Source organism: Mixta theicola (assembly GCF_002895925.1).
In the GTDB taxonomy this organism is placed as follows: Bacteria; Pseudomonadota; Gammaproteobacteria; order Enterobacterales; family Enterobacteriaceae; genus Mixta; species Mixta theicola.
Window position 1 is genome coordinate 212,106 of sequence record NZ_NWUO01000003.1, and the last position, 25,486, is coordinate 237,591.

The window sequence follows — 25,486 nt, forward strand, 5'->3', positions numbered from 1 at the left end:
CATGGCGAATAATCTACTATCAGCCTGTCAGGTAGTTCCCTTACACTCGCGAAAAAAACGGTAAGGAACGTCATGAAAATTTTTGTTCCCGCAGTTCTGACGCTGGCCCTGAGCGCCAGCTTTGCCGCCAGCGCGGCGACGCCTCCCGATACGCTGGTCATCGCCCAGTCAATAGATGACGCCAGCAGCTTCGATCCGGCCGAAGGTTTTGAACTGACCTCCGTACAGGCGTTTACCAACCTTTATCAACGTCTGCTGCAGTCCGATCCGCAGAACCCTAACGAGCTGAGGCCCACCCTGGCAAGCCACTGGGAAGCGGGCAAAGATAACCGCAGCCTGATTGTCACGCTGCGCGACGGCGCTACCTTTGCCTCCGGCAATCCGGTGCGCCCGGAAGATGTGATGTTTTCACTTTCGCGCGTGGTAAAGCTGAACCTTGATCCCTCCTTTATTCTTACCCAGCTCGGCTGGACCAAAGAGAATGTGGATAGTCAGCTGAAAAAAATCGACGATCGACACGTTCAGATTAGCTGGCAGGCCAATGTCAGCCCGACCTATGTGCTGAGCCTGCTGGCCGCGCCGGTCTCCTCGATTGTAGACGCCAAAACCGTGCTGGCTAACCAGCAAAATAACGATCTGGGCAATAAGTGGCTGGCCACCCATTCCGCCGGCAGCGGCCCTTTCCAGATCCGTCGCTATGTGCCGCACGAGGTGGCGCTGTTAACCGCTAATCCCCGTTCGCCGGGCGATGCGCCGAAGCTGAAAAATATTTTAATTAAAAACGTCCCGGAAGCGGCAACCCGCCGCCTGCTGCTGGAACAGGGCGATGCGGATATTGCCCGTAACCTGGGCGTCGATCAGATTTCCGCGCTGAAAGGCAAGCCGGGCGTCAGGCCGCTGGCGATCCCAATGGCATCGATCTACTACATGCAGTTCAATATCGACGCGCAGCCCGCGTTGAAAAATCCGGCGCTGTGGCAGGCCGCGCGCTATCTGTTTGACTATCACGGTATCGCCGACGACCTGCTGAAAGGCCAGTTCCAGGTGCATCAGACCTTCCTGCCGGCAGGCTTCCCTGGGGCACTGAATGAAACGCCGTATCAGTACGACCCGGAAAAAGCGCAGGCGATTTTAGCCAGGGCAGGGCTGAAAAACGTCAGCTTTAAGCTTGTGGTCAGCAACCAGCCGCCCTATCTGGATATTGCCCAGGCATTGCAGGCCAGCTTTGCTAAAGGCGGCATTAAAATAGAGCTGATCCCCGGACTGAGCACGGAAGTCTCGACCAACGTGAAGGCGCATAAATATGAAGCCACGTTAAACGCCTGGGGCGCAGACTATTTCGATCCGAATACCAACGCCTCCGCTTTCGCCTATAACCCGGAAGATGGCAGCAAAACGCTGGCCTGGCGCTCTAACTGGCATATTCCTGAGCTGAGTAAGCAAACGCTGGCCGCAACGGCGGAAAGCGATCCGGCGAAACGCATTGCGCTTTATCAGGCGATGCAGCGCGAAGTGATGAAAAACTCCCCCTACGTGATCGGCCTGCAGGCGCGTAATCTGATCGCCGTACGCGATAATCTGAAGGGCTACGTTCAGGGCATTAACCCCGATATGGTTTACTACAGCCAGGTCAGTAAGTAATGGCAACCAGCGCAACGCATGCCGGGCTTGCCCGGCAATTCTGGCGCAGCGGTAGTCGTTTCGTTACCAGCCTGCTCTCCCTGCTGGTAACGCTGCTGGGCCTGCTGGCGTTCACCTTTATGCTCTCCCATTTGTCGCCGGTCGATCCGGTATTGCAGGTGGCAGGCGATCACGCCAGCGAATCCACCTATCAGCAGGTGCGCCACGATTTAGGGCTGGATAAGCCGCTGCCGGTGCAGTTCTGGCGCTATCTGGAACATCTGGCGCACGGCGAGTTGGGCATATCCAATATTACCAGCCAGCCGGTCGCCAGCGATCTGGCGCGAACCTTCCCGGCCACTTTAGAACTGGCAACCTGCGCGATGCTATTCGGTGCGATAGTCGGCATTACGCTGGCGCTGCTGGCGGCCTGGAAGCCGGGTAGCGTGCTGGACAATCTGGCGCGCCTGATTTCGCTGCTGGGCTATTCAGTTCCGGTTTTCTGGCTCGGCCTGCTTGGGCTGCTGCTTTTTTATGCGGTGCTGCACTGGTCCGCCGGACCGGGTCGGCTGGATGATATTTGGGCCTATACGCTGGAGCCGAAAACCGGCCTGGTGCTGATTGATAGCTGGCTGTCGGGCGACAGAGAGATGTTCCGCAACGCCATCGCGCATTTATGGCTGCCGGTGGTGGTGCTGGGGATGCTGTCGATGGCGGGCATTACCCGCCTGCTGCGCGCTGCCCTGCTGGAAGAAAACAGTAAAGAATATGTCACATTGGCGCGCGCGAAAGGCGCCAGCCGTGGGCGTATTCTGCTGTGCCATATTTTCCCCAACGTGCGCGGCACGCTGATCACCGTGCTGGGGCTTTCCTATGCCACGCTGCTTGAAGGCTCAGTGCTAACGGAAACCGTCTTCGCCTGGCCCGGCGTGGGCCGCTATCTGACTACCGCGCTGTTCGCCTCCGACGTGCCCGCCATCCTTGGCGCAACGCTGCTGATCGGCAGCTGCTTTGTGCTGCTAAATGCGCTGGTTGATGCGCTGGCCTGGTTAACCGATCCGAGAACCCGATGACACAACATTTATCCGATGCGGAAATCGTCACGCCGGTAGCGCGTCGCCGTCGGCTGACGACGCTTGCAACTGGCGCCACGCTGGTGGCGATTCTGGTGCTGACCGCCCTGCTGGCGCCGCTGCTGGCGCCTTTCGATCCCAATGCGCAAACCATATCCGCCCGTTTGCTGCCGCCTTCTGCCGTCCACTGGTTTGGCACCGACGGTTTTGGCCGTGACCTGCTGTCGCGGGTGATTTACGGTGCGCGCCCGACGCTGCTGCTGGTATCGCTGATTTTAGTGCTGACCATTCCGGTCGGGCTGCTGACAGGCATTGTTGCGGGCTATCTCGGCGGCTGGACCGAGCGCGTGCTGATGCGTATCACCGATATTTTTCTTTCGCTGCCTAACCTGGTGATTGCGCTGGCGCTGGTCTCGATCCTCGGCCCCGGCCTGCTTAACGGCGCGCTGGCGCTGGCGTTAACCAGCTGGCCGCCGTTTGCGCGCCAGGCGCGAGCGGAAACGCTGGCGCTGCGGCGCAGTGATTATCTGGCCGCCGCGCGTATGCAGGGGATTACCGGGCTGCGTCTGATGTCTGGACATATTCTGCCGCTTTGTTTGCCCAGCGCCGTGGTGCGCGCCGCGCTTAGCCTCGGCGGGATTATTCTTTCCGCTGCCGGTCTCGGCTTTCTCGGCATGGGCGTACAGCCGCCAACTGCCGAATGGGGCTCGATGGTGGCGGAAGGCAGTAAAGTAATTTTCGATCAGTGGTGGGTGGCGGCTGCGCCGGGCGGCGCCATTTTGTTCGCCAGCCTGGCCTTTAACCTGACAGGCGACGGCCTGCGCGACCGACTGGATACCCGTCATGGCAACTGAACCTTTAATCATCGCCGGGAACCTGACGATTCACAGCGGCGTCACGTCACTGGTAAAGCAGGTCAGCTTTACGCTGGGCCGCGAGCGCGTGGCGCTGGTCGGCGAATCCGGTTCGGGTAAATCGCTGACGGCACGTTCCCTGATGGGGCTGCTGGCGCCGGGCCTGCATTTACAGGCGCGTCAGCTGCAGCTGGCGGGGCGAGATGCCCTGACGCTGAATGAAAAACGCTGGAACCAGCTGCGCGGCAGCGAACTGGCGATGGTCATGCAGGACCCTAAATATGCGCTCAATCCCACGCGCACCATTGGCTGGCAGGTTGAGGAACCGCTGAGATTGCATCAGCGTCTGAGCCGCGCCGAGCGTCGGGAAAAGGTTACAGAGATGCTGGCGGCGGTAGGTCTGCCGCAGCCGACTCAGCTCATGACGCGCTATCCGCATCAGCTTTCCGGCGGCATGGGACAGCGCGTGATGCTGGCGATCGCGCTGATCGCCGATCCGCAATTTTTGATCGCCGATGAGCCAACATCCGCGCTCGATCATGCCATGCGCGATCGGGTGCTGGCGCTGATCCATCGGCTGGTGGAAGAACGCAATATGGGATTACTGTTGATCAGCCACGATCTGCAGCAGGTTTCAGAACACTGTGAACGGGTCATGGTGATGTATAAAGGTCAGCTGCTTGATACGCTGCCCGCCGCCGAGCTGTCGCGCGCTACGCATCCCTATACGCGTACGCTGTGGTCGTGCCGTCCCGGCAAAGCCACGCACGGTCAGATGCTGCCGGTGCTGGACCGCAGCGCGCTGGAGAGGGAACTTAAGCATGATTAATTTGCAACATCTCAGCGTGGCGCACCGCCAGGGTTACGATCTGCGTACCGTGGTGCATGATGTTTCGCTGACGGTGGCCGCCGGTGAATGTTTCGGGCTGGCAGGGCCTTCAGGCTGCGGCAAGTCATCGCTGCTGTGGGCGATGGCGGGCCTGAATCCGCACTGGCAGGGAGAGATGCAGCTGGCCGGTCATCGGGCGCTGCCGGGTAAAACCTTTACCGGCGACCTGCGCCGCGAGGTGCAGATGGTTTTCCAGGATCCGTATGCCTCGCTGCATCCGCGCCATCGGCTGCGCCGCACGCTGGCCGAGCCGTTAAAACTGCTGAAGCAGGACAATATTAACGACCGCATCAATGCAGGCTTGCGCCACGTTGGGCTGGATCCGGCGCTGGCCGAGCGCTACCCGCATCAGCTTTCCGGCGGACAGCGTCAGCGGGTCGCTATCGTGCGCGCGCTGCTGTTAAAGCCGAAAGTGCTGCTGCTGGATGAGCCGACCTCCGCGCTGGATATGTCGGTGCAGGCGGAAATCCTTAACCTGCTTAATCAGCTAAAGCAGCAGGATGGATTAACGATGGTGCTGGTCAGCCACGATGCGGATGTGATCGATCATATGTGCGATCGTGCGGTACAGATGGCCGCAGGCCGCATTGGCGCTACCCGCGCCGCCGTACAGCGCGGGTAGCGCCTGATACTTTCTGCACCTTCAAGCGGGTATCAGGAAATCGCAGAATCCGAGGCGTCTTTCTTCTTATCGGATTCAAAATGCGTTTTGAACTGCTCATAGATAGAGATCATGTTGCTTGCATCGCCCTGCAGCGGGCTTAGCTTGCCGGCGCGAACCAGTTCAATCACCAGCTGTAGCGCAGCCTGTTTCGGACTGCTGGAAGGATGAGCAATTTCATTCGACATAAAAACGTTCCTGTCATTAAGGGGGAAACGGCAAAGTTTAGCGTAAACGCCGACAAAAAACCGCGCCTGAGCGTGAAGTCAGCCGGTCGTTTTTCATGGTTTATTTTTAACAACGCGAACAATGCGTTTTATATGCCCGCCGGATGATGCCGGACCGTTAAAAATTCAGGCTTCCTGTTTAGCGTAACGTTAGAGCCATGCTTAAATCAGGTAAACAAACTGTAAAACAGCCTTATCAGCTATACTTAACGACGGAAGAAAAAAGAACCCGATGCCGGGCGCGCAAAAGGAGCTAAGAATGTTGATTGGATTTGTGCTTTTAGTTAGCGCCTGTGGCCATGACGCCTGTGATGCCCTGCCGGTTACCGAACATATTTATCCAACCCGCGCCGCCTGCGAGCATATGGCCGCGCGTATTCACCAGCGCCGTCCTGATGCGGTTCTGCTTTGCGGTGAAGTCCATCGTTAATGGTGCCCGTGTGGGCGCCTTTCTCATCACGGAGCTGTCAGGTAAGAGTACGTAAAAATGCCCTTTAACGTTGGATCGCAGGTTGCTATCCAACGGCGAAAAGGTCAAAATATGAGCTGTTATTGCACTTACTAACATCGTTGTGAATCCCATGAAAAATCGTAAGCCCCGTCGTCCCAGCGGCCGATGGATTTATTACATTCTGGAAGGTGGTATTCTCTGGCCCTGCCCGGTGCGCTGGGAATGGGAAAGTGGTTACGGCGGCTGGCTGCCGTTCTATTTCTCACCAACGCTGGAGTTTGTGGCGGGCGATCCGACTAAGGCCTGGCGCGTTCCCGGTTCCGGTAATCGTCCGGCTCGTCGTCTTCACTGGCCCGAAGCGGCCTGAAGGAGTGAATCTGTCTGTCACGCATGATTTTCTCCGGTAGCCGATGAAAAGCCCGACCGTAAATACGCGTCGGGAAACGATTTTCATACCGCAAAGGGGAAAAGCCATCGGTAAATGGCAAACTGAAGCGCACAATGCCACATCACGAGCAGTGCGCAAATAAGATAACATAATCTTAACTATTTTTGCGTTAAGAAATCGCAGGAAAAATTCCCCCAGGCCGCTTTGAGTCAGCTTTTCAGGGCAGTTCCCTTTCTATTCGCCGCTGCACAGATAAACATTTCAATAAGATTTATTACTGTAGTTAAAACTCTGGCCTGGCTGTGCGCAGGGCCGCTTTTATCGTGCGCCTGCCCTTTTACCCAGCGGTTCTCTCTCCGCTAAGCGCGTGCTGGCGTCCGCACGGCGGTAAAAGTGCTCCTCATACCGCAGACGGTAAAAACCGGTCCGCGCCGGGCAGGGAACGGGAGTTTTCGTTCTTTTTTTGACAGCAACTCACTCAGCATTATTCACTTTTTATCAGGATGTGCAGCCGTTAAGGTAAGCGCCTCTGCCATAAGAATATTTGAGGGACGGTTATGTCATTTTCACCAGAAACGCACGCTATTTCGCGCAATCCCGCCAGCAATGAAGTTCTTTCTGCCCGCCCTTACAGCAGCGAACAGCAGATTGACGCGGCGATCGCCGCAAACTATCAGGCCTTCCAGCAATGGCGTCGGCAGCCGCTGACGCTGCGGGCGCAAAAACTACGCGACCTGGCTGGCGCTATCCGCGCTCGTCGCGAGGAGATGGCGCAAATGATTACCGCAGAAATGGGCAAACCGATTCTGCAGTCGCGCGCTGAGGTAGAAAAATCGGCGCAGCTCTGCGACTGGTATGCTGAACATGGCCCCGCCATGCTGGCAACCGAACCGACCCAGGTGGAAAATAATCAGGCGGTAATTGAATATCGTCCGCTTGGCCCGGTGCTGGCGGTAATGCCGTGGAACTTTCCGCTGTGGCAGGTGCTGCGCGGCGCCGTACCGATTTTGCTGGCGGGCAACAGCTATCTGCTGAAACATGCGCCCAACGTTATGGGCTGCGCCCTGCTGATCGAAGCGCTGTTTAACGATGCCGGATTACCGGCAAATGTGTTCAGCGTGGTTAATGCCACTAACGCGGGCGTCAGCCAGGCGATTAACGATGCGCGTATTGCGGCGGTAACGGTGACCGGCAGCGTGCGCGCCGGATCGGCCATCGGCGCGCAGGCTGGCGCGGCGCTGAAAAAATGCGTGCTGGAGCTGGGCGGTTCCGATCCCTTTATTGTATTGCAAGATGCCGATCTGGATGCTGCGGTGCAGGCTGCCGTTGCCGGACGCTATCAAAATACCGGGCAGGTTTGCGCGGCAGCCAAGCGTTTTATTATCGAACGCGAGATTGCCGATGCCTTTAGCGAAAAGTTTGTCGCCGCGGTACAGCAGCTGAAGATGGGCGATCCGCGCGTTGAAGAAAACGCTATCGGCCCGATGGCGCGTTACGACTTACGCGATGAGCTTCATCAGCAGGTCACGGCGACGCTGGCAGAAGGCGCAACGCTGCTGACCGGCGGGAATAAGCTGGCCGGCGCAGGCAACTACTATTTACCGACCGTGCTCGGCAACGTGACGCCAACGATGACGGCGTTTCGCCAGGAAATGTTTGGACCGGTCGCGGCAATCACCGTTGCGGAAAATGCTGAACATGCGTTACAGCTGGCCAACGCCAGCGATTTCGGCCTGATGGCCACTATCTACAGCGCTGACGAAGCGCTGGCGGCTGAAATGGCGGAGCGTCTGGAGTGCGGCGGCGTATTTATCAATGGCTACAGCGCCAGCGATGCGCGCGTTGCCTTCGGCGGCGTGAAAAAAAGCGGCTTTGGCCGTGAGCTGTCGCATTTTGGCCTGCATGAGTTTTGTAACGTGCAGACCGTCTGGCGCAACCGCCGTTAACTTTCCTCTGCGGCCTGAAGCCTTCTGCTACAGGCCGCTGTCTGGGGTAATCTGGTCGTGACTCCAGCGCGTCGCCTGCATAGCAATAACGCAGCGGCATTTCACCTCGCTTTTCAGCATCCGCCTAAACATCGATTCCACCTCACCCTGCCCCATTAATTAGCAAAAGAATAATTTAACAATCATATAATGATCCGCATAATAGCCTGACCTGTTAACTCACTCTGGCTGCGCAGACGAGCAGCGTCTATTCCTGTTAACTTTACGCACGCGGCGATGCTGCGCTGGCTGGCAGGAAATTATCAGTTATCTGAAGGAGAACCCGGTGGCGGTAAAATTGGTTGCGGTTGATATGGACGGAACATTTCTTGATTCCACCAAGCGTTATAACAAAACGCGTTTTTTGCGTCAGTATGCCCAGCTGAAGGAACGCAACATCCGTTTTGTTGTGGCCAGTGGCAATCAGTATTATCAGCTGCACAGCTACTTCCCTGAAATCGCCGATGAAATTGCCTTTGTAGCGGAAAACGGAGCCTGGGTAAGCGATCGGAATGAAGAGGTGTTTTGCGGTGAGCTCAGCGCGGATAAAGTCCGGCAAGTGCTGGCGATGTTAGCTGGTGAACCGGAAATCCATACCGTTGTCTGCGGCAAACGTAGCGCTTATATCTCTCCGTCGATGCCGGACGAGGTGGTGGAGTTACTTTCAAACCATTATCGTCGCCTGGAGAAATGCGCCGATCTCAACAGCATCGACGATACCATCTTTAAATTTTCGCTTAATCTGCCGCACGAGGGCGTGACTCCGCTGATTGAACGGTTAAGCAAAGCGCTTAACGCGGCGAATAATATCGTGCATCCGGTTTCCAGCGGCTTCGGCTTTGTTGACCTGATTATTCCCGGCCTGCATAAGGCGCACGGCATCGGCCTGCTACAGCAACGCTGGGGGATTGATGATTGTGAGGTGGTGGCCATCGGCGATAGCGGCAACGATATTGAAATGCTGCGCCACGCGGGTTACAGCTTTGCTATGGCGAACGCCACGGAAGCGGTAACGGCGGCGGCGCGCTACCGTACGGAAAGTCATGATGATGAAGGCGCGCTCAACGTCATTGCGCGCCTGCTGGCGAAAGAATATCCCTTCGGCTAATTCCGTTTTCCTGAATAACGGCAGCGGGCGCTGCCGTCATATTTCAGGGTGCGGCCTTCGCATATGGCGCGATACAGAATTGGCGTTGTCTGGTCGAACTCTTTCACTATCGTAATAGGACGATGAACGCGCGGGCCGGTAAGTTTTTCCCAGCTCGGATCTACAGGGATGGTTACACCATGCGAGAATGATTTTAGTTCGATAGAGCCTAAGCGTAGAGGTATTAAACAACTGCCAACAACAGGGGAGCCGTTTTCATCTTCAAGCCATAAATGTGCGGGAGTAGACATATTATTTCTTTATAAATTAAATTTAAATAACCTAATGGCCAGGTGCTCACCATTTTACGTAACGAGCAAATATAAACACCATGAATATAGCGAATACCCCTACCGGCCAGATAGGACCATCAGGAAAAATTTGCACCAGAGCGACTGCAAATATGAGTGTTAATACTGCGGGGCCGTAAAGCGAAATTAAGGACTTAAACAGCCGTTTAAAAAAACGTTTGATAAGATTCATCATGGTTATCGAATCATCCTGGTGATAATGTCTGCAATGTCGCCATCTGATGCCCACTGTGCTTTAAGCGCACCTGCCCGCTCAAATAAGGGTTCTGTCAGGAAGTACATCATTTCCAGTTCCTGAGCATATAGCGCGGCGTAATAGTCCGGATAGAGATAATGAAGCCGATGAGCACTATCTGCCGCCTTCTGGACGATGCCATACAGGCCAGCTATCGCTACCCCCGTACCCGCTGCGCGCCCGGCTAAGGCGCTCATATCAAGGCTCAGGTTCAGGCCAATTGCGACCGAGGCGGCGACCGCTAACGTGAATCCGTGACTGGTGAGAGAGCTGGCGGCAATATGAATATTGACCGCCATTAGCCTTTGTTTGATATGCTCTATTTGATCGGATGTTTTTTATTTAAATATTTCTTCAAAGTAGATTTTGAGCATGTCATACACGACATCGCCATGTCGCAGAAGATAATAAACCCCTTTAGCGAATCGAATATCTTCGGTCTTTTGCTGCTGGCAGACATCCTGATATTCATCAGTAAAACAGGATGTATAATACAACGCGCGTTTTGCGCCTGCTCCTGTCGTTTCAATCTGACTGGATACAGCCTTTCCGACACCCGTTAATGCGTGGTCGAACTTTAATGCGAGGATTTTATTAGACTGTAAATAACTTATGACTTCATTGCTGTAGTACATAACCGCTCCATGTTAATTTCCATTAAGTCCTGATAAAAAGCGTATGCCTTCTGCGTTGATTAAGCCGTCGGGCATTCAATTGAAAACTTCCATATAGCCATAACTAACCTGTAACGGCCAAACATTACCTTTTCTGTCTGAGGTAATCGGCAGGCATAATCATGAGCTATTTTGTCAATTGCAACTGCTCTGTAGTTAAGCCGATTAATTTCGTCCCGGTGAAAGTGTCCGATAAACAGCTGGCCGTAATATCGAAAATAATTCAGCCAGGTCACTGAATGAATACTGTCCGGTTTCATGCATCCGGCATAATTCTTTCTGCTGTAAGGAGCTTATTGACCTGGATGCGCTGGTTGCCGGCCTGAAACTGGGGTGACGGAAATTTTGGCGGTTCCGGCGTAGAACCCCCATTTATTATTCAGTCGGTGGCGCGATATAAACCGCTTCGACTGAATAACCGAGATAGTTAACTCACTCGTAACGCAAGCGCAGGCGCATTATCCCTGGTAAACCGGCAGCACATTCAGGCGGCTCCAGGTGCGCTGAATATCCTCCAGCTCCACGCCCTGCGTCAGCATCGACAGCGTGCCATCCGTGATCAGAAACAGCCGACACTGGCGATCGTACAGCACATCAATGACGTTAATAAAACGCTGCTGAACGGCGGGCGATACCCTGGCTAACGGCGGCACATCTTCAATCAGCCACTGCGGGTATTGCTCGCAGAGCTGCAGATAATCCATCACCGCCGTCGGCGCTTCGCACAGCGCGCTGAAGGAAAAATGTAAAAACGCCTGAGCAGGCGAAAGCGTCTCCAGGGTGCGGTAGCCTACCTTGAGCGGCAGCGGCGACGCTACCGGAGCAGGCAACCCCAGCCGTTGCCGTTGCGCCAGCGTGGCGGAAACCAGCAGCCCGCCGTCGCTGAACGCCCCCTGGGCTGCATGGTTTAGCGTGCGGTAATCTTTCTCTCCCGTCAGCGCTATCACCTCCATCTGCTGCCTGATCAGCGCAATAGACGAGACAAAGCGCTGATGATACAGCGGGTTGGCCAGCAGCTTTTCCGGTGGCTGGTTTGAAGTGGCGATCAGCAAGACGCCGCGCTGAAACAGCTGTTCCAGCAGCGGTTTGATCAGCATCGCATCGCCAATATCGTGCAGATGAAATTCATCAAAGCAGAGCAGCTGACAGCGACCAATACTGGCCTCGATAGCCGCCTCAACGCGGCTGCCGCGCGCAATAATCTGGTGCAGTTCGCGAAAAAAGAGGTGAAAATGTACGCGTTTTTTCTGCGCCAGCGGCGCCCAGTTAAAAAACGCATCGGCAATAAAGGATTTACCGCGTCCCGGCTCGCCCCAAATATACAGCCCGTGATGGCTCTGCGGAGCGCGCGTTAGCAGCGGCGCGATCAACGCATCCATACGGGCAATAAGCTGCAGCTGTTGCTCATCCAAAACGATGTTTTTGTCTGCGGCCTGCTGCTGCATGACCTGTTGAAAAGCAGATGCCTTCTGCCGCCGTGCTTCAATCATCTCGCTGCCCTGTAGGTTTATCCGTCCGCTATCATAGCCAGGGCCGTCGGCAATAGCAGCAAGGGTAAGGCAGTTGCGCACTGAAAAAGGTGAGCGTTAAGCAGCCACGGCCGGTTATATGGGCACTATTTGAAAAAGTGAGATAACAGTTCACACCGGGTTCGGAATTCAGCGGCAGCCTGTTTGGTAAACATTACCGCAGCGCAAAAATTAACAGAAGAGACAAAAAAAGAGCGTATCCACTAATTACTGAGGAAAGCGCTACGGTATTTTTATTAATTTTATCTATTCAGCCGTTTAATGACTTAGCGCTCTTTTCTTTAATAAAGCAGCTGGAGCTGTCGCCGTGCCGCTTATGGCAAAAATAACATTAATTATATTAATCATTTCGACATGGCAAGAATAAGGAAATTCTTAACCTATCCGGTTAAATGTGCATTCCTTGCGCAACGGCCAGCGTTATCTATACTTAACTTTACCGATTTCTCTACGAAATCATTTAACGATATAAATATAAACAAGCGTAACCGCGCTTAATTATTTATCGCTTTTTCACTTTAACAGGGCCCCCCTACCTCTGCTGTTGCTTATCACTGTGAATACGATGCGCTCATCAGGCAGGCTTTTTTAATGGCTTGCCAAACCTGAGCAGCTTTGGCCGTTGTTTTTTTGTCCTGATTCAGTGAATGCGGTTGTCAGCCTCTTTTTATGCTGGCAGAGCCACAGGAGGAATAATGATGACAGCTTTTACCTCATTCTGGCAGGCAGGTTACGAAGGTGCGGATCATATTAACCCGCACGGTACGCGGTTGGCGATGAATGAAACTAACGCTCACCTGACGCGGGTAACAGAAGATTATGCGGCGCTAAAGGCTTTCAATATTACGACGGTGCGCGAGAGCGTCGGCTGGCGGCTTATCGAGCGCGGCGGCGAATATGACTTCTCCTCGCTGGTTTCGCGTATCGAGGCGGCGCAGGAACATGATATTCAGATCTGCTGGACGCTCTGCCACTATGGCTGGCCGGAAGATCTCACTCTGTTTTCTGATGATTTTATTCCGCGTTTTGCCGCCTTTTGCGCCGCCGTTGTACGTTTCCTTGCGCCTTATTCCACGCAGCCGCCGGTTTATTCGCCGATCAATGAAATCTCTTTTATGAGCTGGGGCGTTGCCGTTGGGCTGTTCCCCTGCGCTAACCTGCCGGAGCACGATCCCGCCGACGCCTGTAAACGCCAGCTGGTTAAGGCCACGCTGGCCGCCTGCGACGCTATCTGGCAGGTCGATAGTCGGGCGCGCATTCTGCACTGCGATCCAATAATCCATCTGGTTACTGAAGAGGATACGCCCGAAGCAAAGCGGCTGGCGCAGTCGCAGAGCCATGCGCAGTTTCAGACATGGGACATGCTGTGCGGCAGGCTGGCGCCGGAGCTGGGCGGCGCGCCGCGCTACCTCGATCTGATTGGCGCAAATTACTATCACGATAATCAGTGGGGAATTCCGTCGATGACGCGGCTGCACTGGCACCTGGGCGATCGACGGCGTAAGCCGCTGCATCAGATGCTGGCGGAGCTGCACCAGCGTTATCAGCGCCCGGTGCTGCTGTCTGAAACCAGCCACGTAGGCAGCGGACGCGGCGCCTGGATCGCGGAAGTCACCGCCCATGTTGCTCAGGCGCAGCTCGCTGGCGCTGAGCTGTGCGGGGTCTGCCTCTATCCCATTATTGACCGGCCGAGATGGGACGACCTGCTGGCCTGGCCGCGTAGCGGGCTGTGGGATCTTGACCACGACGGCCCCGACCCTTTTCTTCGCATCATCAACCCACCTTACGCCACGGCGCTGCGCCAGGCGCAACGTACTTTACAGAACTTTCAGTCGTTTATTGCTCCGGCAGCGGAGAATAAGGAGAATGGTATGCAGCAAAAAACTTTGATCGTTTTTAGCCATTTGCGTTGGGGTTTTGTTTTTCAGCGTCCGCAGCATTTGCTGTCTCGTCTGGCGCAGCATTATCGCGTGCTGTTTATTGAGGAGCCGATTCACGATACGGGATCGCCAACGCTGCATTATTCGCATCCCGCCCCCAACGTTACCGTGATCCAGCCGCATACGCCGATCTCCGCTCCCGGCTTTCACGATGATCAAATCGCGACGCTGCAGCTGCTGCTAACGACGCTGGTTGATGAACAGGATCGGCCGATCGTGTGGTTTTATACGCCGATGGCGCTGCCGCTGCTCACGCCCTTTACGCCGTCGCTGGTGATTTATGACTGCATGGATGAGCTTTCCGCCTTTAACCTGGCGCCGCGTCAGCTTCAGCAGCGCGAATCGGCGCTGCTGGCGCGCGCCGATCTGGTGTTTACCGGCGGCTCCAGCCTGTACGAGGCGAAAAAGAATAAGCATCATGCTATCTACTGTTTCCCCAGCAGCGTGGACGCCGTTCATTTTGAACAGGCGCTGGATCGCAGCAACGGGCATCCGCAGCAGCAGGCGCTGCCGCAGCCGCGTCTTGGCTATTATGGCGTGATTGATGAACGTCTCGATCTGTCGCTGGTGGCCGCGCTGGCCGATGCGCACCCGGAATGGCAAATTGTAATGGTAGGCCCGGTGGTGAAAATCGATCCGGCGACGCTGCCGCAGCGCGCCAATATCCACTGGCTGGGACAGCAGCCTTACGAGGCGCTGCCGCAGTTCCTTGCCGGCTGGGACGCATGCCTGATGCCCTTTGCCTTAAACGCCTCGACGCAGTTTATCAGCCCGACCAAAGTGCTGGAGTATATGGCGGCGCAGCTGCCCATCGTCAGTACCGTCATTACCGATGTCGCGCGTCATTACGCTGAGCTGGTCGCTATCGCCTGGAGCCCTGAAGAGTTTGTTCACGCCTGTGAACGGGTGCTAACCATGAGCCCGGCGGATCGTGAGCAGATGACGCAGCGCATGCAGGCGGTAGTTGCTGCCACATCGTGGGATGCGGCGGCTGAGCAGATGCATTCGCTGATGAAAAAAGGCACGGCCACAACGCGTACGCCCGTGCCGGAAGCCGCACCGCCGGTTATCGCCGATGAGGTACAGCAAATTACCCGCCGCCTGAAGCCGGTCGCCGAGCAGCTTACGACCATCCCCTGCCTGATTATCGGCGCCGGGCCAACCGGGCTGAGCGCGGGCTATCATTACGGTAAAGGCGCGGTGGTGCTGGAAAAAAATGCCACGCCGGGCGGCTGGTGCCGTTCGATTACGGACAAAGGTTTTACCTTCGATTACGCCGGACACATTATGTTTTCGCAGGACCCTTACGTGCTGAAAATGTATGAGATGCTGCTGGGCGATAACCTGCACTGGCAGTTGCGCGAAGCGTGGATTTATAACGACGGCATTTATACCCGCTACCCGTTCCAGGGTTCGCTACATGGTCTGCCTGCCGAGGTGATTAAAGAATGTATTCTTGGCGCGATCGAAGCGCGCTACGGCGTCAGCTGCGAAACGGCGGCGGCGTCAAACGATACGCTGCCGGTCGTTAAGCGCCATGACTGCTGCGCCGACGGCACGGTGCCGGATGGCGACGTTTATGCCGATCCGCAACACCAGACGCAGCCGGAGAACTTCGAGCAGTTTATTTTCCGCACCTGGGGCCGGGGCATCGCCAGGCATTTCGCGCTGCCGTATAACCGAAAACTCTGGGCGCTGCCGCTAACGGAGATGGAAACCTCCTGGCTGGGCGGACGCGTGCCGCTGCCGGATCTGGCGCAGATCATTGAGGGCGCGCTGGCGCCGCTGGAAAAACCGATGGGGCCGAACGCGCGCTTTGGCTATCCGCTAAAAGGAGGTTTCCAGGCGCTGATGCACGGTTTCCTGCCGCATTTGGCCTGCGATCTGGAGACCAACAGCATGCTGGCCGAGCTGCATCCTGAACAGCATATCGCCGTGCTGACGGACGGACGGCGCTATCGCTACGATCGGCTGATCAGCACCATGCCGCTGCCGCAGCTGATTGCGATGATAGGCGATGAAGCGCCGCAGGAAATTCATGATGCGGTGGCAAAACTGCGCCATGTTTCCATTCGCTGCGTCAATATCGGCGTCGGGCGCGCTAACCTTACCGAGAAGCACTGGATTTATTATCCCGGCGATACGCTGTTTCACCGCATTTTTGTGCAGGGCAACGCCAGCCCGCACTGTAATCCGCCCGGCGGCTGCGGCTTAACCTTTGAGATCAGCTATTCACCGGATAAGCCGCTGCCTGCAGAAGGCGATGCGTTAATCCAGCGCTGCATTCAGGAGTGTATCGCGGTTGGGATGATCGCCGCCGACGACCCGATTATTACCGCCAATCAGGTCGATATTCCTTACGCCTACGTGGTGTACGATCATGCGCGCAAAGAGAGTATTGCGCTGATTCGCGACTGGCTGCTCCAGCAGGACATTTTGCTGTCGGGGCGCTACAGCGAGTGGGAATATTACAATTCCGATCACGCCTTCCTGGCCGGCAAGCGCGCGGCTGAATTTGTTAAAGAGCGCGCAGGCGCGCTGAAAGCTCAGGAAACCCGCTACTAAACTTAACCGGCATCGGACACCCTGTCCGATGCCGTCTCCCTGCTTTTCACTGCTGCTTGCCCATCCCATCTGGTCTACACTGGTTGACGCCGGTCGGCGCTTTCCGGCGCTTATAATCATAACCATGCCGGCAGCAATAAAATTAGGTGAAGCAATGAAAATACGGTTTCTTTCCAGCAATGAGCTAAAGCTGGACGAAGTGCGTAAAATCCTTGAGCCCATTGGCGTGGAAGTTCTTCCCGTGTCCTGTCGGATTGAGGAAATACAAACGGAAGATGAAGTGGCGCTGGTACGCGACAAGCTTACCAAGGCCTTTTCTCTGATTGGACGACCGCTGTTTGTCGAGCATACCGGCCTTTATCTGGACGGGCTGAACGGCCTGCCCGCCGGGCTGACGCGGATTTTCTGGCATCGATTGAATGCCGATCGTTTTACCGCGCTGGTACAGGCGCTGGACAGCCAGAACGCCACCGCAAAAACGGTACTGGGCTACTGCGACGGGCGCAAAATGTATCAATTTTCCGGCGAGGTGCGCGGTAAGATCGTCGCCCAGGCTGCGGGCCCGCGTGAATTTCTCTGGGACTGCATCTTTATGCCGGAAGGTCATACGCAAACTTTCGCCGAGATGGGCGATCTGAAGCATGAAATTTCGATGCGGCGGCTGGCGCTGGATCATTTTGCCGCCTTTTTAAAAACCGCAAGGAACCTGTCATGAAACCTGAACTGAAACGCGCCTATGATGCCGGAAAATTAATTTTATTCGCCGGGGCGGGGGTTTCACGTAATTTGGGTCTGCCGGAGTGGCATGAGTTAATCGCCCATCTTGCGCAGGAGCTGGGCTACGATCCGAAAATTTTCAATACCTACGGCACGCACCTGTCGCTGGCGGAATATTACAAGCAGAAAAAAGGATCGCTGGGCCCGCTGCGCAGCTGGATGGATCGCGAGTGGCACCGTCCTGATATTGATGTGCGTTCCTCAGAAATTCACACCATGATCACCCAAGGCCATTTTTCCCGCATCTATACCACCAACTACGATCGTTGGCTGGAGATGGCGCACGATGCGCACAAGGTGCCCTATTATAAAGTGGCGAACGCCGCCGACCTGGTTTCGCTTAGCGAAAACCGTCGCCACATTATTAAGCTGCACGGCGATTTTGATGACGATACCTCTATCGTACTGGATGAAAGCAGCTATTTTGAACGCCTCTATTTTGATTCGCCGCTGGATATTAAGCTGACGCACGATGTGATGGGCAATTCGGTGCTGTTTGTCGGCTACAGCATCAGCGATTTTAATATTCGTCTGCTGTTTTATCGCCTGACAAAAATGTGGGGCCGCACCGGGCTGGCTTCCGCCCGCCCCACCTCTTATCTGTTTACCAACCGTAATAATCCGGTGGCAAAAGAGGTGCTGGGCCAGTGGGGCATTGAGATGATTGTTTCGGAAGAGGATGATCCGCGTAAAGCGCTGGGTGATTTTCTTGCCAGGCTGATCGCCTGAGGCTTTGCGCCGCAGGCGATCCGTTGATGCGGGGCTGACGCTCAGGCACGCATCGCCGCCGCCAGTGCCGGGTCGGCTTCAGTACGCACCCGCACCGGAATAACGCCAGGATAGTTACGTTTTTTCTTTCTGTGTTACGGGTAGCGACATTATTTCAGCTCCAGCCGTCGCGCCAGGCGATGCAAATTGCCCGCATCCATTTCCAGCAGCCGGGCGCAGGCGGCCCAGTTATTATTGCTGGCCTGCAGCGCCCGCAGAATATACTGACGCTGAAAATCCCGCGTGGCGTCCTGCAGGTTTTGCTGCGTCAGCGTCTCGGCCAGCGGCGTTACCTCCGCCACTTCCGCCGCGTTATCCAGCGAGAAATGCTGCGGCATCAGCAAAATATCGCCGTTGCGGGCATCCGCCTGCGCAACGATGGTGGCGCGATAGATAGCATGTTCCAGCTCGCGGATATTGCCCGGCCAGCCGTAGCCGCTCAGCATGCTGCGCGCCGCCGCGCTCAGCGCAATATGCTGCAGGCCAAATTTCACCCGGCATTTTTCACAGAAGTAACCGGCCAGCAAAATAATATCCTCGCCGCGCTCACGCAGCGCCGGCACCTGCAGCGGGAAAACGCTCAGACGATGATAAAGATCGGCACGGAAGCTGCCGTCCGCCACCGCCTGACGCAGATCGCGGTTGGTGGCTGCCAGTATGCGTACATCAACTTTCAGGTGACGATCTTCGCCGACGCGCTGCAAATCGCCATACTGCAGCACCCGTAGCAGCTTCGCCTGCAGCGTCAGCGGCAGTTCACCAATTTCATCCAGAAACAGCGTGCCGTTATCGGCCATTTCAAACTTGCCGGTACGATCGTGTACCGCACCGGTAAATGCCCCTTTGACGTGGCCGAACAGCTCGCTTTCCGCCACCGTTTCCGGCAGTGCCGCACAGTTCAGATAAATCAACGGGCTGGCCGCGCGCGCCGACTGGCGATGCAGCGCCTGCGCCACCAGCTCTTTCCCGACGCCGGTTTCGCCAGCGATCAGTACGTTAAGATCGGTTGGCGCAACGACCGCAATCTCTTTTTTCAGCTGCTGCATCGGCGCCGACTCGCCAATCATTTCGCTGCTGTCGCTTTCACTTTGACGGCGATCGCTAAGCGTGAAGGCGTTGCCCGGCTGCTCCAGCTGCTCCAGCAGCAGCGCGTTGTTGAGGGAGCTACCGACCAGGCCCGCCACCACGCGCAGCTCTTCATCGCTGTAATCGTCAAACTGGCTGGCATTCATGCCGTCCAGCGTCAACGCACCGATCAGGCTCTGCCCGGAAAACAGCGGCAACCCCACGCAGGCGTGAACGTGCAGATCATGCCGATCGGGGATCAGCCCATCATAAGGATCGGGTAAATTGCTGTCGGCCGGAAAGCGCACCACGTCTCCGGCGCGGGCAATCGCCTCCAGGCGCGGATGCGCCTCAATTTTAAAACGTCTTCCCATTACATCCGGCGCCAGCCCTGCCGTCGCCAGCGGTCGAAAATGCTGCGCCTCATAGCGCAACAGCGCGGTGGCATCGCACTGCAGCAGGTGATGAATGCTGCCGATCATACGGTTAAAGCGATCGGAGCGGGAAAGCCCGTTCTGGATCTCAACCGCCAGCGCGGCCAGATCCTCAACTGATATTGTCATGCTGTCGTTTCCACAGTGCCATTGTCGAAAATACAATAGACCTCAACTGTCATTTTAACAACCCATAAAAATAAAACTCTTAAAAATCAAATGAATAAAAGTTGGCACGCTGCGTGCAATAAGAGAAGTAACTTTATGAACCTGTTGAGGAACCAAGATGAGCATTCACGTTAAAAACAATATTACCTGGGTAGGCCAACGCGACTGGGAAGTACGTGACTTTCATGGTACCGAATATAAAACGCTAAAAGGCAGTAGCTATAACAGCTATCTGATCAAGGAAGAGAAGAACGTCCTGATTGATACCGTCGATCATAAATTCAGCCGTGACTTCGTACTGAACCTGATGCAGGAAATCGATCTCGATAAGATCGATTACATCATTATTAACCATGCGGAAGAAGATCATGCCGGTGCGCTGACCGAGCTGATGTCACGTATCCCCAATACGCCGATTTACTGCACCGAAAACGCTATCGACTCCATTAACGGCCATCACCACCACCCGGAGTGGAATTTCAACGTGGTTAAAACCGGTGACTCGCTGGATATTGGTAACGGCAAAAAACTGATCTTTGTTGAAACGCCGATGCTGCACTGGCCAGACAGCATGATGACCTATATGACTGAAGATGCGGTGCTGTTCAGTAACGACGCCTTCGGTCAGCACTATTGCGATGAACATCTGTTCAATGATGAAGTGGATCAGACCGAACTGTTTGAACAGTGCCAGCGCTACTACGCCAACATCCTGACGCCGTTCAGCCGTCTGGTGACCCCGAAAATTACTGAAATCCTCGGCTTTAACCTGCCGGTGAGCATGATCGCGACCTCTCACGGCGTGGTATGGCGCGACAACCCCACGCAGATCGTTGAGCTGTATCTGAAATGGGCCGCAGACTATCAGGAAGATCGCATCACCATCCTGTATGACACCATGTCCAACAATACTCGCATGATGGCCGACGCTATCGCTCAGGGCATCGCTGAAGTTGACCCGCGCGTGGCGGTAAAAATCTACAACGTGGCGCGCCATGACAAAAACGAAATCCTGACCCAGGTATTCCGTTCCAAAGGTATCCTGGTCGGTTCTTCCACCATGAACAACGTCATGATGCCAAAAGTAGCCGGTATCCTCGAAGAGATGGCAGGCCTGCGCTTTCGCAATAAAAAGGCCTCTGCGTTCGGCAGCTACGGCTGGAACGGCGGCGCGGTTGACCGCATCCAGACCCGCCTGATGGATGCCAGCTTCGAAACTACTATCGCCCTGAAAACGAAATGGCGTCCGGACTGTGACGCGATGGAAGTATGCCGTGAACATGGCCGCACCATCGCCCGCCAGTGGGCGCTCTCTCCGCTGCCGGAAAAAGCGTCCCAGCCGGAGCCTGCCGCCGCACCGGCCGCCGCGCTGGAGGTACCGGTTAACGCCGCGCCGAAAAGCACCGCCGCAGGCGATGCCGGACAAAAAATGGTATGCAGCGTTTGTCTGTGGGTATATGACCCGGCGACGGGCGAAGATTCTCAGGATGTGGCGCCGGGCACTGTCTGGTCTGACGTTCCGGAAGATTTTCTCTGCCCGGAATGCGGCATGGGCAAAGACGTTTTTGACCCGTACGAGGGCTAATACTATGTCATCCGAAATTATCATTATCGGCTCCGGCTTTGCCGCCCGACAGCTGATTAAAAATCTGCGTCAGCAGAATAAAGAAGTCCCTATCCGCCTGATCGCGGCGGATAGCTGTGACGAATACCATAAGCCAGAGCTGAGCCACGTTTTCTCTCTGGCGCAGCGGGCCGACGATCTGACCCGCATTACCGCCTCTGACTACGCGGAAAAGAACAACATCATACTGCATCCGCATACGCAGGTTACCCGTATCGATGCCGCCGCTCACCGCATTGAGACCACGGCAGGTGATTTCTCCTTTGGCAAGCTGGTGCTTGCCACCGGAGCCGAGGCGCTGGTGCCGCCGGTCAGCGGCAGCGAGCTGATGTATACCCTGAACAGCCAGCAGGAATATCGCCGCTGTGAAGAGAGCCTGCAGGGCGCGCAACGCGTGCTGCTGCTCGGTGGCGGCCTGATCGGCACCGAGCTGGCGATGGATCTTAACCGCGCCGGTAAAAAGGTGACGCTGGTTGACCGCAGCAGCGGCCTGTTGTCAGCGCTGATGCCGCCGGAAATCAGCGGCCGCCTGCAGCATTGCCTGCTGAAAGCGGGCGTGGAGATGTACTTTAACAGCGAGCTTTCTTCGCTGGCGCGGCATCACGATACGCTGGTCGCTACGCTGAGCAACGGCCAGCAGATTACCAGCGATGCGGCGGTATGCGCTATCGGCCTGCGTCCTAACATCGCCCTGGCACAGCAAGCGGGCCTGGAAACGCGGCGCGGCATTGTGGTTGACGATCGTCTGACCACCTCGCATCCGGATATTTTTGCGCTGGGCGACTGCGCGGAGATCCAGGGCAAGCTGTTGCCTTATCTGCAGCCGGCTCAGCTGGCGGCGATAACGCTGGCGAAAAACCTGACCGGCAACAGCGCCAGCCTGGCCCTGCCTGCGATGCTGGTAAGAATCAAAACGCCGGATCTGCCGTTGCACCTGGCAGGCAACGCGGGCGATCCCGATCTGAACTGGGAAATGCAGTTCAGTAAAGCGGGCATCTTGGCAAAAGGGCTGGACGCCGCCGGACAGCTAAAAGCGTTCGTGGTCAGTGAAGATCATATGAAGCAGGCACTTCCTTTGCTGAAACAGTTAACCCGTTAATAACGGAGTAAAACATGACCGACCTGATTTGTTATCAAACGCTGCCGCTCTGGAATAGTGATACGCTGCCGCCTGCCTGGCAGCAGCCGTACCGCACCGAGGCAGGAAGCTGGGCGCAGCCGAAGCTGTATAAAGGTACGCTGGATCTTGCCCTGCTTACTGAACTGGGTGAGATAACCGAGACCTTAACCTTAACCGCAGATTCCCGGCCGCCGCGCCTGGCGCCTGAACAGCTGCATCGGGTGCTCGGTTTCAGTCCGGATATGGAGTGCCAGCTGGCGCTCTACTGCAGGCCGGAGGATTACTATCATCGACGCTATCAGCTGACGCCGACGCATTCAGAGGTGGTGGAAGCGGCAAAAATCATTCCGCCAGGCCGGGTGCTGGATCTGGGCTGCGGCAACGGGCGTAATGTGCTTTATCTGCACCAGAAGGGGTTTGAGGTTGAGGGCTGGGATAAAAACAGCGACAGCCTGAACAACCTGCGACAGCTTATCGACACCGAGGAGTTGGAAGGGATTCGCCTGCAGCAGTGCGATTTAAATCAGGTAACGATTAAGAAGCAGTACGATTTTCTGCTCTCTACCGTGGTGATGATGTTTTTGCAGCCGGAGACGATCCCGACGCTGATTGGTCAGATGCAGCAGGCGACCGCGCCGGGCGGCCACAACCTGATTGTGGCGGCGATGAGCACGCCGGACTATCCGTGCCCGATGCCGTTCCCCTTTACCTTTAGCCGCAGCGAGCTGCTGGGTTACTACGACGGCTGGGATATTCTGAAGTACAACGAGAATCCCGGCGCGCTGCATAAAACCGATGCTCAGGGCAACCGTATTAAGCTGCGCTTTGCCACGCTGCTGGCGCGCAGGCCGGTTTAACGGTAACAACCCGCGGGCTTACGGGATGCGTAACCGTTTCTCCAGCCTCGGCAGCTCCAGGTCTGCGGCCGGGTTCGCCAGGATAAGCCCCTGTTTCGCCATCCAGCTGAACCAGACCTGAAGCGGCTGTAATGCGGTGCGTTGCGTCCGGCTGCTCAGCGGCTCCCCGTTCGCCTTGCGGTAGTGGTAGAGATGCCGCTGGTACGTTTCCAGCGCCGGTCTGGTGACGTCGGCGGCATAGTGCAGCCCGCGCTCGTGCGTCCACAGGATAAAGCGGTAGCTGTGATGCGTCTGCACCTTCAGCGTCGTCTCTGACCAGTTGCGCTCCTGCCGCCACTTCACGAACCGCAACAGCAGGGCGTACAGGCTCTTCGGGTGTGTCGCCGGGCCGACCGGCTGGCGGTACACTTCATCAACAGTAAGCAGACGGTTTGCGGCGGGTTTGCGGTTGGCCATGTGGTTATCTCCCTGACGGTGGCGTGGCGGGCAGGCTCAGACGGTTAAGAAGGAAGGATTGTCGACGAGGGTGAAGGCGGCGGCGGCGTTTTCTTTTTTCTCCTGATTACTGCGTTTTGCTCAGGGCAGGCTTGCGAAGCATCCGGGCCTTGTGCCGCCTGCTCTGAGGTCGGTTTTTCATCCCCCAACTTAGCCCCAACATGGCACCAACTTGAGGACAACTTGCTTTCGCCTGCTACCAACTTGCGGTTGCTGCCCTCGTTTTCATCCATATTCAGCAGCCCGCACAGGTGGTTTTCTTCACCATCACCGCCGTTCCACAGCAGCTCGTAGCGCAGCAGATGGCCGCGACTGCCGCCGTGCAGCAGCAGGTATTCCATTTCACTCAGCCGCATACAGTGCACCTTTAGCTGGTTATCACTCCAGTTTGTCCACGCCCGGATATCACGCCGCGTGAACCGTACTTCTGCGGGCTGGCAGTTCTGCTGCCCGGCCTTCTCCCGCACCATCTGCTGTATCAGCGACAGCAGCTTGCGCGTCTGCGGCGGCATCTCGTCCAGCGTCCGGCCCAGCACCTCATGCGCCAGCCGTTCGGTGTGCTGCAGCCAGTCCAGCACCGAACCGGCCTCGTTGCAGCCGAAGCAGTGATACAGGTTTTTGTCCGGACTGATAACGCAGGAAGGCGTCTTTTCACGGTGGAACGGGCAGAGCGTCACGAGGTCCTTTCCCTGCTTCGTCAGCTTACGGTTCTGAGATTCCGCGACCGCAGCCAGCGATACATCACGCTTCAACCGTTCCAGCTCTGCCGGGGTCATTCTTCCCTTCATGCCCGTCTCCCTGTAAAAACCTGTCAAGATGCTTAGTTGATATTTATAAAATATCTGATGGGATATTTTAAAGCAAGCATTTCAGAAGGGGGACGTATAGTGACATCAAGTTCAACAACCTGGTTTCTTAACATGCAGTTCCCTGAACGACTTACCACGCTGCGTAAGGCACGCGGACTGACTCAGCAGATGCTGGCCGATATGGCTGGCGTGGCAGTTTTACAGATACGACGCTATGAAGGCGGCAACTCACAACCTACCTTAGATGTGATCCGCAGGCTGGCGATTGCGCTCGGCGTCAGCGCCGATATGCTGGTATTTGACGAGCAGGAGCGTGGCCCTGATGAGCAGCTTCGTTACCAGTTCGAGACCATTTCACGTATGCCGCAGTATGAACAGGATGTTATCCGTGAACTGCTCGATGCGATGATTATCAAGAACCAGGTCACCGGGGCGATAGCCCGTGTGGCTCAGGGGGCAGCTAAAGAAGAGAGTTAATATGAGCGCGGGGCTGAGGTGTTGGAGCACCTGAACCCCGCTGACCACAACCAACTGACAAGGAGTTGATTATGGCTGAGCACGATACTAAGCCAGAAGTGAGTATTTCCAAAGCGTTACGGCAAATGAAGGTGGGGTATACCAGCATTCGTCACGAAAGCCGCCGTACCGGCATGACCACGTATTACAGCCGCAGCCCCTGTATTCACCTTAAGGGGAACTGGCTGGCCGAAGCGGGGTTTGGGACGGACACGCCGGTTACGGTAGCCGTTGAGCACGGGCAGATTGTGATACGGCCAGCTGAGTGACGGGTAAAACGATCCCAACGATGATAGTTGGGATC

At 56.0% G+C, this 25,486-nt stretch carries 21 protein-coding genes and 5 pseudogenes; 17 read left to right on the forward strand and 9 right to left on the reverse strand.

The window, feature by feature from the left end; all coding sequences use genetic code 11:
• Nucleotides 1-72 precede the first annotated feature (72 nt).
• From COO59_RS05935 to COO59_RS05955, 5 genes are read left to right on the forward strand one after another with little or no spacing between them, the layout of a single operon-like run.
• Nucleotides 73-1,641 carry an ABC transporter substrate-binding protein gene (locus COO59_RS05935; protein ID WP_103058895.1) on the forward strand — a complete coding sequence of 523 codons (1,569 nt, stop codon included), beginning with the start codon at nucleotides 73-75 and terminating at the stop codon, nucleotides 1,639-1,641.
• Entirely contained in the window at nucleotides 1,641-2,693 is a 1,053-nt protein-coding gene (locus tag COO59_RS05940) for an ABC transporter permease (RefSeq protein WP_103058896.1), read from the forward strand. Before COO59_RS05935 ends, COO59_RS05940 begins: the two co-directional genes overlap by 1 nt.
• A complete protein-coding gene (locus COO59_RS05945) occupies nucleotides 2,690-3,547 on the forward strand; it encodes an ABC transporter permease (RefSeq protein WP_103058897.1) in 858 nt (285 codons plus the stop codon). The genes COO59_RS05940 and COO59_RS05945 overlap by 4 nt, the downstream gene beginning before the upstream one ends.
• Nucleotides 3,537-4,376 carry an ABC transporter ATP-binding protein gene (locus tag COO59_RS05950; RefSeq protein WP_103058898.1) on the forward strand — a complete coding sequence of 280 codons (840 nt, stop codon included), beginning with the start codon at nucleotides 3,537-3,539 and terminating at the stop codon, nucleotides 4,374-4,376. The genes COO59_RS05945 and COO59_RS05950 overlap by 11 nt, the downstream gene beginning before the upstream one ends.
• Nucleotides 4,369-5,058, forward strand: a complete 690-nt coding sequence (locus tag COO59_RS05955; RefSeq protein ID WP_103058899.1) for an ABC transporter ATP-binding protein — start codon at nucleotides 4,369-4,371, stop codon at nucleotides 5,056-5,058. Before COO59_RS05950 ends, COO59_RS05955 begins: the two co-directional genes overlap by 8 nt.
• A gap of 32 nt (nucleotides 5,059-5,090) precedes the next feature.
• On the opposite strand, the gene COO59_RS05960 is transcribed toward COO59_RS05955, so the two are convergent.
• Nucleotides 5,091-5,285 carry a hypothetical protein gene (locus COO59_RS05960; RefSeq protein ID WP_085067772.1) on the reverse strand — a complete coding sequence of 65 codons (195 nt, stop codon included), beginning with the start codon at nucleotides 5,283-5,285 and terminating at the stop codon, nucleotides 5,091-5,093.
• Between the two features lie 298 nt (nucleotides 5,286-5,583).
• Here COO59_RS05960 and COO59_RS20905 point away from each other — a divergent pair, with 298 nt between their 5' ends.
• The 4 genes from COO59_RS20905 (at nucleotide 5,584) to COO59_RS05975 (ending at nucleotide 9,256) form a co-directional block, all read left to right on the forward strand.
• Complete coding sequence (locus tag COO59_RS20905; RefSeq protein WP_165786491.1) at nucleotides 5,584-5,754, forward strand: hypothetical protein; 171 nt, start codon at nucleotides 5,584-5,586, stop codon at nucleotides 5,752-5,754.
• Between the two features lie 151 nt (nucleotides 5,755-5,905).
• Nucleotides 5,906-6,142, forward strand: coding sequence for a hypothetical protein (locus COO59_RS05965; RefSeq protein WP_103058900.1), 237 nt, complete (start codon nucleotides 5,906-5,908; stop codon nucleotides 6,140-6,142).
• A gap of 578 nt (nucleotides 6,143-6,720) precedes the next feature.
• Entirely contained in the window at nucleotides 6,721-8,109 is a 1,389-nt protein-coding gene (gene sad / locus COO59_RS05970; protein ID WP_103058901.1) for a succinate-semialdehyde dehydrogenase, read from the forward strand.
• 325 nt (nucleotides 8,110-8,434) lie between these two features.
• Nucleotides 8,435-9,256 carry a Cof-type HAD-IIB family hydrolase gene (locus tag COO59_RS05975; RefSeq protein ID WP_133158590.1) on the forward strand — a complete coding sequence of 274 codons (822 nt, stop codon included), beginning with the start codon at nucleotides 8,435-8,437 and terminating at the stop codon, nucleotides 9,254-9,256.
• A 41-nt stretch (nucleotides 9,257-9,297) separates the two neighbouring features.
• Here COO59_RS05975 and COO59_RS05980 read toward each other — a convergent pair.
• The 4 genes and pseudogenes from COO59_RS05980 to zapE all read right to left on the reverse strand — a co-directional run.
• A pseudogene (locus COO59_RS05980) lies at nucleotides 9,298-9,546 on the reverse strand (Hcp family type VI secretion system effector); the annotation flags it as partial.
• A 46-nt stretch (nucleotides 9,547-9,592) separates the two neighbouring features.
• On the reverse strand, nucleotides 9,593-9,781 hold the full coding sequence (locus COO59_RS21545; RefSeq protein ID WP_103058903.1) for a hypothetical protein: 189 nt from the start codon (nucleotides 9,779-9,781) through the stop codon (nucleotides 9,593-9,595).
• A gap of 2 nt (nucleotides 9,782-9,783) precedes the next feature.
• Nucleotides 9,784-10,476, reverse strand: a pseudogene (locus tag COO59_RS05990) (hypothetical protein).
• 497 nt (nucleotides 10,477-10,973) lie between these two features.
• Nucleotides 10,974-12,005 carry a cell division protein ZapE gene (gene zapE, locus COO59_RS06000; protein ID WP_103058904.1) on the reverse strand — a complete coding sequence of 344 codons (1,032 nt, stop codon included), beginning with the start codon at nucleotides 12,003-12,005 and terminating at the stop codon, nucleotides 10,974-10,976.
• 737 nt (nucleotides 12,006-12,742) lie between these two features.
• Between zapE and COO59_RS06005 the strand changes: the two genes are divergently transcribed.
• From COO59_RS06005 to COO59_RS06015, 3 genes are all read left to right on the forward strand, one after another.
• Nucleotides 12,743-16,549: an NAD(P)-binding protein gene (locus tag COO59_RS06005; RefSeq protein WP_103059028.1), complete on the forward strand. Its 3,807-nt coding sequence runs from the start codon at nucleotides 12,743-12,745 to the stop codon at nucleotides 16,547-16,549.
• A gap of 154 nt (nucleotides 16,550-16,703) precedes the next feature.
• The gene (locus COO59_RS06010) at nucleotides 16,704-17,264 is read left to right on the forward strand and encodes a non-canonical purine NTP pyrophosphatase (RefSeq protein WP_103058905.1); all 561 of its coding nucleotides are present in this window, start codon (nucleotides 16,704-16,706) and stop codon (nucleotides 17,262-17,264) included.
• Nucleotides 17,261-18,055 (forward strand): SIR2 family protein, encoded by a 795-nt coding sequence (locus COO59_RS06015; RefSeq protein WP_103058906.1) that lies wholly within the window; start codon nucleotides 17,261-17,263, stop codon nucleotides 18,053-18,055. The genes COO59_RS06010 and COO59_RS06015 overlap by 4 nt, the downstream gene beginning before the upstream one ends.
• Before the next feature lie 149 nt (nucleotides 18,056-18,204).
• Here the strand turns inward: COO59_RS06015 and norR are convergent, their stop codons facing one another.
• A complete protein-coding gene (gene norR / locus COO59_RS06020) occupies nucleotides 18,205-19,722 on the reverse strand; it encodes a nitric oxide reductase transcriptional regulator NorR (protein WP_103058907.1) in 1,518 nt (505 codons plus the stop codon).
• A 157-nt stretch (nucleotides 19,723-19,879) separates the two neighbouring features.
• Here norR and norV point away from each other — a divergent pair, with 157 nt between their 5' ends.
• The 3 genes from norV to tehB are packed head-to-tail and all read left to right on the forward strand — an operon-like array spanning nucleotide 19,880 to nucleotide 23,362.
• On the forward strand, nucleotides 19,880-21,346 hold the full coding sequence (gene norV, locus COO59_RS06025) for an anaerobic nitric oxide reductase flavorubredoxin (protein WP_103058908.1): 1,467 nt from the start codon (nucleotides 19,880-19,882) through the stop codon (nucleotides 21,344-21,346).
• Nucleotides 21,347-21,350: 4 nt separating this feature from the next.
• The gene (gene norW / locus COO59_RS06030) at nucleotides 21,351-22,484 is read left to right on the forward strand and encodes an NADH:flavorubredoxin reductase NorW (RefSeq protein ID WP_103058909.1); all 1,134 of its coding nucleotides are present in this window, start codon (nucleotides 21,351-21,353) and stop codon (nucleotides 22,482-22,484) included.
• A gap of 14 nt (nucleotides 22,485-22,498) precedes the next feature.
• Nucleotides 22,499-23,362 carry an SAM-dependent methyltransferase TehB gene (gene tehB, locus COO59_RS06035; protein WP_103058910.1) on the forward strand — a complete coding sequence of 288 codons (864 nt, stop codon included), beginning with the start codon at nucleotides 22,499-22,501 and terminating at the stop codon, nucleotides 23,360-23,362.
• Between the two features lie 30 nt (nucleotides 23,363-23,392).
• Here tehB and COO59_RS06040 read toward each other — a convergent pair.
• From COO59_RS06040 to COO59_RS21735, 3 pseudogenes are all read right to left on the reverse strand, one after another.
• Nucleotides 23,393-23,818 (reverse strand): annotated as a pseudogene (locus tag COO59_RS06040) (site-specific integrase); the annotation flags it as partial.
• Nucleotides 23,819-23,862: 44 nt separating this feature from the next.
• Nucleotides 23,863-24,441: pseudogene (locus tag COO59_RS06045) on the reverse strand (DNA primase); the annotation flags it as partial.
• Nucleotides 24,442-24,456: 15 nt separating this feature from the next.
• Nucleotides 24,457-24,645 (reverse strand): annotated as a pseudogene (locus COO59_RS21735) (CHC2 zinc finger domain-containing protein); the annotation flags it as partial.
• 99 nt (nucleotides 24,646-24,744) lie between these two features.
• Here COO59_RS21735 and COO59_RS06050 point away from each other — a divergent pair.
• Nucleotides 24,745-25,143, forward strand: a complete 399-nt coding sequence (locus COO59_RS06050) for a helix-turn-helix domain-containing protein (protein ID WP_240614088.1) — start codon at nucleotides 24,745-24,747, stop codon at nucleotides 25,141-25,143.
• Between the two features lie 71 nt (nucleotides 25,144-25,214).
• Nucleotides 25,215-25,451, forward strand: a complete 237-nt coding sequence (locus COO59_RS06055; RefSeq protein WP_103058913.1) for a SymE family type I addiction module toxin — start codon at nucleotides 25,215-25,217, stop codon at nucleotides 25,449-25,451.
• Nucleotides 25,452-25,486 lie beyond the last annotated feature (35 nt).